Source organism: Enhygromyxa salina, from assembly GCF_000737335.2.
Lineage (GTDB): Bacteria > Myxococcota_A > Polyangia > Nannocystales > Nannocystaceae > Plesiocystis > Plesiocystis salina_C.
In genome coordinates, this window is the sequence record NZ_JMCC02000031.1 from 45,354 (window position 1) to 53,529 (window position 8,176).

The window sequence follows — 8,176 nt, forward strand, 5'->3', positions numbered from 1 at the left end:
GGGCGTGTCAAACCTGATCGGTGCGTCAGATCGGCTGGATGGACCGGGTTCCCGCGGCAATTCTTGCTGTTTTCACGTGGCGTCGGAAGCCAGATCATGAAACAACCACGTTCGTGAGCGCGCCCGTCGAGTTCTGGTTCGATTTCATCTCGCCTTACGCCTACCTCGCGTGGCAGCGCATTCATGGGATCGTCGAGGCTCGTGGCCGGGCTGTGGTGTACCGGCCGGTGTTGTTCGCCAGCCTGCTCAATCACTGGGGGCAGCTCGGGCCAGCCGAGATCGCACCCAAGCGGATCTACGCGTTCAAGCAGGTCAGTCGGCGGGCGGCCGCGCTTGGTGTGCCCATGACCCCGCCGCCAAGCCACCCCTTCAACCCGCTGCTGGGGCTTCGGCTCGCGGCGCTGGAGCGGCAAGACTTGCCGACGCCGCGTCGGCGCGCGCTGATCGACGCTCTGTTTGCTGCGGTCTGGGGTGGCGGTCCGGGGATCAGCGATCCGCAGGTCGTTGGCCAGCTGCTGCGCGAGGCGGGGTTTGACGCCCAGGCGTTACAGGCCGCCGCGACCACGGCCGCGCACAAGCAGGCGCTCGTCACCCAGACCCAAGCTGGGGTCAAAGCCGGGGTGTTTGGCATTCCCGCGATGATCGTCGACGGCGAGCTGTTTTGGGGCGAGGACAGCCTCGATGATCTCGCGCGCTTCCTCGACGGCGAGGACCCGCTGGATCCCGAGGCGCTGCAGCAATGGGCGGATCTGCCCGCGTCGGCGTCGCGCACCGCCAAGCGCTGAGGTGGCATGGCTGGCAAGCTACGCAAGATCCTGATCATCGGCGCGACCTCGGCGATCGCCAGTGAGGTCGCGCGAATCTACGCGAGCCAAGGCCACGCCCTGTACCTGCTCGCCCGTGACGCCGAGCGCCTGCGTGAGTTGGTCGTGGAACTCGAGGAGCGAGGCGCGGATCTGCGCGGTCACGCGAGCGGGGATCTCGACGAGCTCGAGCGCAACGGCGAGCGGGTCGCTGCGGCGATTCAGGTGCTAGGCTCGATCGACGTCGCCCTGATCGCCCACGGCTATCTTGGCGACCAACAGCGCTCGGAGTCTTCGCTGGACGAGGCCCTGAAGATCCTCTCCACCAACCTGGCCAGTCCGATCTCGCTGCTGATCCCGCTGGCCAACCACTTTGAAGCGCAGGGGGCAGGGCACCTCGCCGCGATCACCTCGGTCGCGGGCGAGCGCGGGCGGCCACGCAACTTCACCTACGGCGCGGCCAAGGGCGGGCTGAGCCGCTACCTCGAGGGCCAGCGCAGTCGCCTGCGGCCGCGCGGCGTGGTTGTCCACAACATCAAGCTTGGCCCGGTCGACACCCCCATGACCGCCAACCACGCAAAGAATGCTCTGTTCGCCGAAAAGCGTGCAGTGGCCCGAACCATCGTCCGCGCGCTCGAGCGGCGCCGTCACGTGACCTACGTACCGAGGTTTTGGTGGCTGATCATGGCGATCGTTCGGGTGGTCCCCGAGTCACTGTTTCAGCGGCTCGGCTTTCTCTCGGGGCGGTGACTGGGTTTTCGCACGTGTCGGGCCCTTAATTTATGCGCAGAGGGGTGAGGTTTTTTGGCGGGCACGAACGTCGCGATTGGCTTGGGCCCCACCTTGGGAGTGGGTCGAGTGTGATGAAACACCCCGCAAACTATCGACAAATCTGTGTATGGTCGCCCGATGCAACGACCCCGAATCACTCTCCTCGCCCTGCTCGCGCTCGGGTCTTTCGCCTGCAAGTCCGATGACCCCGCCGCGGGTGAGTCTGGTGACAAAAAGGAAGGCGGCACGAAAGACGGCGCGGCGACGCCCGACGCCAATACCCCAACCAAGAAGATCGTCTCGATCCAAGCCGGCGCGCTGTCGACTTGCGCGCTGATGGAGGACGGAACCGTGCGCTGCTGGGGCGCCAACATCGAGGGCCAGCTCGGCGTTGGTAAAGAGGCCGACGACTTGCTCGAGAGCTACACGCCCGTCGAAGTGGTGGGCGTGAGCGGGGCCAAGAAGCTGTGGTCGACCGCCTCGTACTCGTGGGGCGGTGGGCACTCCGACGGCTACACCGACACCAGCTGCGCGCAGAAGGAAGACGGCAGCATGATGTGCTGGGGCCACAACGGGCTGGTGTTTGGCGACGGCGAGTACAAGAACCAACCCACGCCAATGGCCAACGCCGCGCTCGCGAACCTGGTCGAGTACGCGGCCGCGAGCGGGCACGCCTGCGGTGTGTTCCCCGACAAGACCGCGAAGTGCTGGGGCTCGAACGCGTTCGGCGTGGGCGGGGTCGGCACGGACGGCTCGGATCTGAAGACCCCGACGCCGGTCAAGGACTTCACCAACGCCGCCGACGTTGGCTGCGGGCAAAACCACTGCTGCGGGATGAAGGCCGACGGCACGGTGTCTTGCTGGGGCTACGCCTCGAGCGGGCAGCTGGGCAACGGCACGTCGACCAACACCAACGCCCCGGTCCCGGTGACGGGCCTCGCCGACGCGACCCAGCTCGCGGTCGCTACCAACACCAACTGCGCCCTGAAGAAAGACGGGACCGTGGTGTGTTGGGGCCAGGACTTTGGCAACACGCCGGGCCCGGTCGAGGGCGCGACCGACATCACCCAGCTCGACGCCCAGGGCTTCGTGTGTGGCGTCAAGACCGACAAGACGGTGGTGTGCTGGGGCCCGAACAGCTACGGCCAGCTTGGCGACGGCACCCAGGACGATCGCAAGAAGAAGGCTGCGCCGGTCAAGGGGCTGACAGGCGCGGTCCAGGTCGCCGTGGGGGTTCACCACGCGTGCGCGCTGCTCGAGGACAACAGCGTCAAGTGTTGGGGCAAGAACGGCCGCGGTCAGCTGGGCGACGGCTCGCTCACCGATCGCTTCGAGCCGGTCGTGGCGCCGCAAGTGGGGGCCGAGAAGCTGACGCCGCAAGCCGACGCCGATCGTCCGACCGCGCTGCCGACCGACGGCAAGGTCGCCGAGCTCGCTGGGGTGCCCGAGGGGTGCCCGAGCAAGGTGGAGCTGACGGCGACCGTGTCCGGTAAGCCGTTCCCGTTTGTGGTGCGCAACATCGAGGCGAAGTGGGCCTGGCAGAACCTTGGGTACGCGCTGGAGTTCTCGAACTTCGATAAGGACGAGAAGAATCAGTGGACGATGCCGCGGGGGGGACAGGCGCGGATTAAGTTTGGGCTCGAGAAGTGGGTGATCGAGGTCGGGGAGGACGGGAAGGAGAAGCCGGTGCAGAAGCCGGCTGACATGGAGGAGCCGTATAAGACTGGGTTGTTGTCGAACTACCGGGCTACGAATGCTGCGGGGATCTACGATAATCATAAGCAGCGGTTCTTTAATCAGGGGGAGATTCGGGTGACGCATCTTGATGAGAATTGGGTTTGTGGGGAGATTGACCTCAGCCATGATAAGGATGGGCATGCGTTGAAGGGGAAGTTCGCTGCGGCGATTCCTCCGAAGCCTGAGTGAGCTGTTGGTGGGGGTTGGGCTACGCCGAGGCCCGGTGGGCCTCGGCGTTGTTGTGGGACGTGGTTCCGGTCGCCATCAAAACCCGCTCGAAATTCCGGACCGGGAGTCTTTGTAGGAACGCCGACGGGCGCGGTGGCCGAGCCGCTCATCGAGCACGGGCGAGTCGCTAATTCACGCCCATTCTCGGCCTTGATGAGTCAATTGTGTGGCCATGCGCCCGCCCGAACAGCAACCCGTAGCCTCGACACAATTAGCGACCCGCGGGATCGCCTCGAGCAACCCCGCCACAACCAATGTCACAGCCTCAAGACAGCGGACGCTGGGCCACGGTGACCCCCGCGAACCTAAACAACCAGTACGTCCCAGCCGGAAACACCGCCGGTTTCCCATCTCGCCACAACGCCCGCGCTTCCGCGTACTCGCGCTCCCAGTCCCTGTTTCGTTGCAGCTGCGCTAGGCGATGCCACTTCGACGACGCGGCGACCTTCGGGGTGACGGTGAAGCGCTCCTCGTAGCTCACCGCGGGTCGGTTCCAGTCTTGCCGAGCGAGCTTTCGCAACCCCATGAACCGGCGCCCTTTGGCACGAAACTCATCCTGAATCGACAGCTCCTTGGCGCGTACCGCCGCGGTGAGCTTCTCGTAGAGCGCGTCGTCGTCCAGCTCGAGAAAGATCGGCGGGCGCGCCAAGGTCAACGACGCCGTCTCGGGCATCTCGCCGTTGGGATCAAATAGCCCCTCGGGCCGTTTGAAGGTCCGCGTCTCCCCGAATCGCCAGTCCGCCGTTGTGAACCCCGGCCACATCCGGCTCCACTTCACGAGCCCAGCGTCGACTGGGTTCGTGATGGTGTAGACCAAGTCCATCAGGGACTCGTCGTCGTTCGGCCGCTGGGTGTCGCAGGGCCCGTCACTGGACCACACCTTGTCGAAGCGACCACGTCGAACGTTGAACCCGCGGGCCGTCAGGCTGTTGAACAGCCGCTTCCACTCCACGAGGTCCGCGCGCGGATCCGTGAGGTCGACGTGGTAGTGATTCGACATCATGACGGCGGCGTGGATCTGAACGCCGTACTTCTCCGCCGTGTACGCGAGACAGTAGCCAATGAAGTTGTTGATCTCCGCCGGATCGCGGCCAGGGGCGAGGAACAAGCGGCGCTCGAGACACCGCCTGGTGACCTTGTAGCGGCCGTTGGGAAGGATCGGGCGCGCGCGAACCCGCGCATGGGGCCGGTTCTCGGCGCGGGCACGGTTGGCGGCACGGCGGTCAGCGCTGGCGTTTTTACGGGCGGAGGAGATGGCCACGCGAGCTTGTCGGCCCGCGTTCGGCTGGCTTGCTGGTTTTTTTGCGTGGCCTGGAGGCAGGCCAGTTGGCCGTGCTGTGATCGAAAGATCAAAATGAAGACTGTCGGTCCTGGTTCCGGTGATCGAAAGATCAAAATGAAGACTGTCGGTCCTGGTTCCGGTGGCTCAGTAGCCAGCGAGCTCCGCCATCAACTCGCTCCACCGAAACAAGTCGTCTTCGCCAGCGCCGCGCACCCGCTCGAGCGCGGGCGGCTGGGTCGCGCGGCCCTCCTGACAAAAATACTCCGCAACCATCAACTCGGCCGGATCACCACCGCCCGCGATCGCCAGGTACCCATCGATCGCCGCCTGGATCGCGGCTCGTTCTTCGCTCGCATCGCCGCGAGCGGACTCCAGCGCGCCAACCAGTGCGTCTGCCAGAACAAGATAAGGGTCATCCTTCGTCATACATCACCCACGAACCAAGGTTGTCCTACATCACCCACTAACCAAGCCAAGCAAACGCCCGCTCGATCTGCGCCCGCGCACCGGTCTGGATGCAGAGCCCATGCGAGATCACCACGCGGTCAAAGTCCCAACTCAACATCCGATCCCTCGCCGCCCGCGCCGTCTCGCGGTCGCGCACCGACAGTCGCCAGTCACGAGGCGCCCCGCCATCGGGCCCGCCGATCCCATTGAGCCGCTTCAAATTCCGCCAGATCCAATTGTCCGCCTCTGGCGCGTGGTTCTGAAAAATATCCGTGAGGATCAACGTTCGCGACTGCCGGTGAAAGAACACCGCCTCGTTGAGGATCCTCGACCCGCCAAAGATCAGCTGGTCAATGTCCTGGCCCCAACACGCCTCGGCTTGGTCACCCAGCTCTTGATCAAACCGAGTCTGAACCCGCTCGATCAGCCCTGGCCCGGCCCACGCGGTTGCGTAGGGAAACGCGTCAATCCACTCGCGCGCGAACAGGTGATGAAACTTGTTGGGCGCGACAATGTGCCGAACCGGCCCAAGCGACTCGACCGCGACGATCAACTCCACGCTGATCGCAACCGGGGAGTGCAGCCAGATCCCGCCGTCGGCCAGGCGAACCACACACATGCGCGTGTCGAAGGGGATCCCCAGCATGTGGATGCGGTCCCCGTTCACGAGCCACAGCTCGTCGGCAAATTGCTGAAGCGTCATTGCTGGAAGCAGTATAGCGGGGACACTCAGGGCATCGCACCCGCGGCGATCCACTCGCGGACCAGCGCCACCGCGTCATCGTTGAGCAGCACCGGCGCGTTGCGGGGCATGTGCGCCACGATGCCGCCGCCGTCACCCTGTGGCTCGCAGCTGGACATCACCTGGTAGAGCCACGAGCTGTCCGGGTCGCCGGGCTCGACCAGGCTCGCGCCCGGGTTGCCCTGCACCTGGTGCCCAAGCAGCTCTGCCAGCAAGTTTGGGCTCTGCAAGTCGAGCCCGGCGGCCTGGCCGGAGCTGCCGTGGCACGCGTTGAACATGCACGAGGGCTGGAACACCGCGGCTTCGACGTTGGCCAGGGTTGGCGCGAGGCTGGGCTGCACGTTGGGGTTGTGGTCGACGCACGCGGGCACCGGCGGGACGCCCTCGTCGCCGCTGGGTGGCACGTTGAACGGTCCGTTGCGCTCGCTCGCGGTGGGCAGCGTCTGCTGAATGTCCTTGGGGATCCCAAAGAAATTACAGGCGGCCTCGTACTCGAGCACGCCGTCGGTCTGGCCGACCGCCATGCTGCCGCCGTTGACGGTGATGTCCATCAAGATCTCGGTCTCGGCGAGCCCAAGCATCACGCACATCTCTTGGTCGCCGATCCCCCAGCCAACGTTGACGTCGCGCCAATTGTCGTAGCCGCAGGTGAACTTCAGGCCCGTCGCGCCAGCCAGATCCAGGGGCGGATCAAAGGTCTTGCCGTTGGCCTCGCCGTTGAATCCGTTCAGCGAGTGCACGCTGGTGCCGTTGAGCGGGCCGCCGAGCACGGTGAGATCGAAGTAGTCGCCCAGATAGTGGTAATGGGGCAGGACGTAGTGCAGCTTGAGATCCAGCGGCCCGCCGGTCAGGGCTTCATAGTCGCTTGCAAAGTCGTCACAGATACCCGTGAAGTGGCTCTTGGCGTTCGCCGGGATGTCGAGGTCGTAGTAGGTCAGCCGAAACGGCGCGAGCACGATGTCGACGTCGCGCGGGTGGATCAGCTCGAAGCTCATGAACAGGTCGGTGCTGATCGCGGCCGGGCCAACGTTGAGCATGTGGGTGCTGCCGATCACCTTGTAGCGGGCCGGCAGCTTGATCACCGCGCCGGGGCCGGTGCGCTGCTCCTCCACGAACGACTGCGTGGACTGGGCAAACACCACGGTGCCGACCGACGCGGCCCCGAGCTCGTCAAAATTGCGATCGCTACACTTGAAGTAGCCGTCGGGCCCGGCGAACAGGCTCTCGGGGACGACAAACCAATTCGAGTGGTGAAAATAGCCAAGGTTGCTGAGCGTGACCGCTTGCAGGTAGATCGGGTCGTCGTTGTCAACGGTCCACTGCACGCAAGGCTGCACCTCTTCGAAGGGGTCGAGGGTATACTCGCCAAAGCGGTGGGTGATCACCGCGGTCTCGAGCTCCTCGCCGCCGGTGTCCGTACCGGTGTCGGTGTCCGCGCTGGTGTTTGTAGCGGTGTCGGTGCCGGTGTCGCTGCCGGTCCCGGCGAGGGTCTCGCCGGGGGAGGGCTCCTCGCCGCAGCCGAGCTGGGCGAGGCTGACGGCCAGCAAGAGGCTGACGACGAGGGGCGCGGTGGTCGACGAACGCGTGGGTGTCATGGCGATGATCCGCGCGGCCGGGCGCGCGGACCTCTGTAGTTTGTCACGCTGACGCCTCGGCGAGCAATGCGGCGGCCGGCGCCGATCGTGCAGATGCACCGACGCTGGCTGCGCGGGGCGGTTGGGCTCAGCTGCGCAAGAGCGTGGTTCGCCCCAGCTCGGCGCGCGCGAGCTGCTGAACGTGGGCCCACGCCCGCACGGCCGGATCGGGGCTGATGATCACGACCTGCCCCGGGCAGCCGTGCCTGCGCTGGATCCCCTCGGGGTACACATCCCAGCCGGGCGGCCGCGCTGGATCGACGCTGACCAAGATCTCTAGCGCCAAGCCGGCGACGGCGACCCGCCGGCCGGCGCGCTTGGTGTACGCCACGAACACGATGTCGGTCCGGTGGGTCAATGAGGGGTCGCTCGGGTCGACGAAGTCCGTGCGTTCGCTGCGGATCTTCAGCTTGGGCCCAATCGTGGGGCCGCCGGCCCGTGCGCATAGCTCGAAGGCGAGCCGCGGGTCATCGTGAAACAGCGAGACGAGCCCGTCGCGGAGGGTGAGTGAGCGGTTGTCGTTCATGCCCGA

The 8,176-nt window shown here is 65.6% G+C and carries 8 protein-coding genes; 3 read left to right on the top strand and 5 right to left on the bottom strand.

Going from position 1 to position 8,176, the window contains the following annotated elements:
• Positions 1-113 precede the first annotated feature (113 nt).
• The 3 genes from DB30_RS13600 (at position 114) to DB30_RS13610 (ending at position 3,500) form a co-directional block, all read left to right on the top strand.
• Entirely contained in the window at positions 114-785 is a 672-nt protein-coding gene (locus tag DB30_RS13600; RefSeq protein WP_052548854.1) for a 2-hydroxychromene-2-carboxylate isomerase, read from the top strand.
• A 6-nt stretch (positions 786-791) separates the two neighbouring features.
• Positions 792-1,553, top strand: coding sequence for an SDR family NAD(P)-dependent oxidoreductase (locus DB30_RS13605; RefSeq protein ID WP_052548855.1), 762 nt, complete (start codon positions 792-794; stop codon positions 1,551-1,553).
• A 159-nt stretch (positions 1,554-1,712) separates the two neighbouring features.
• On the top strand, positions 1,713-3,500 hold the full coding sequence (locus DB30_RS13610; protein WP_052548856.1) for an RCC1 domain-containing protein: 1,788 nt from the start codon (positions 1,713-1,715) through the stop codon (positions 3,498-3,500).
• A 304-nt stretch (positions 3,501-3,804) separates the two neighbouring features.
• On the opposite strand, the gene DB30_RS13615 is transcribed toward DB30_RS13610, so the two are convergent.
• From DB30_RS13615 to DB30_RS13635, 5 genes are all read right to left on the bottom strand, one after another.
• Positions 3,805-4,800, bottom strand: coding sequence for a hypothetical protein (locus tag DB30_RS13615; protein WP_146658748.1), 996 nt, complete (start codon positions 4,798-4,800; stop codon positions 3,805-3,807).
• Between the two features lie 165 nt (positions 4,801-4,965).
• Positions 4,966-5,247, bottom strand: coding sequence for a hypothetical protein (locus DB30_RS13620; RefSeq protein WP_052548858.1), 282 nt, complete (start codon positions 5,245-5,247; stop codon positions 4,966-4,968).
• Between the two features lie 37 nt (positions 5,248-5,284).
• A complete protein-coding gene (locus DB30_RS13625; RefSeq protein WP_052548859.1) occupies positions 5,285-5,971 on the bottom strand; it encodes a DUF4336 domain-containing protein in 687 nt (228 codons plus the stop codon).
• Positions 5,972-5,997: 26 nt separating this feature from the next.
• Entirely contained in the window at positions 5,998-7,605 is a 1,608-nt protein-coding gene (locus DB30_RS13630) for a hypothetical protein (RefSeq protein ID WP_052548860.1), read from the bottom strand.
• Positions 7,606-7,732: 127 nt separating this feature from the next.
• Positions 7,733-8,170: a hypothetical protein gene (locus tag DB30_RS13635; RefSeq protein WP_052548861.1), complete on the bottom strand. Its 438-nt coding sequence runs from the start codon at positions 8,168-8,170 to the stop codon at positions 7,733-7,735.
• Positions 8,171-8,176: the final 6 nt, after the last annotated feature.

What these genes read in the sequence shown, in the direction of transcription:
- DB30_RS13605 (WP_052548855.1), top strand. Translation starts at nt 792, where the DNA reads ATGGCTGGCAAGCTACGCAAGATCCTGATCATCGGCGCGACCTCGGCG.
- DB30_RS13610 (WP_052548856.1), top strand. Translation starts at nt 1,713, where the DNA reads ATGCAACGACCCCGAATCACTCTCCTCGCCCTGCTCGCGCTCGGGTCT.
- DB30_RS13620 (WP_052548858.1), bottom strand. Translation starts at nt 5,247, where the DNA reads ATGACGAAGGATGACCCTTATCTTGTTCTGGCAGACGCACTGGTTGGC.
- DB30_RS13625 (WP_052548859.1), bottom strand. Translation starts at nt 5,971, where the DNA reads ATGACGCTTCAGCAATTTGCCGACGAGCTGTGGCTCGTGAACGGGGAC.
- DB30_RS13630 (WP_052548860.1), bottom strand. Translation starts at nt 7,605, where the DNA reads ATGACACCCACGCGTTCGTCGACCACCGCGCCCCTCGTCGTCAGCCTC.
- DB30_RS13635 (WP_052548861.1), bottom strand. Translation starts at nt 8,170, where the DNA reads ATGAACGACAACCGCTCACTCACCCTCCGCGACGGGCTCGTCTCGCTG.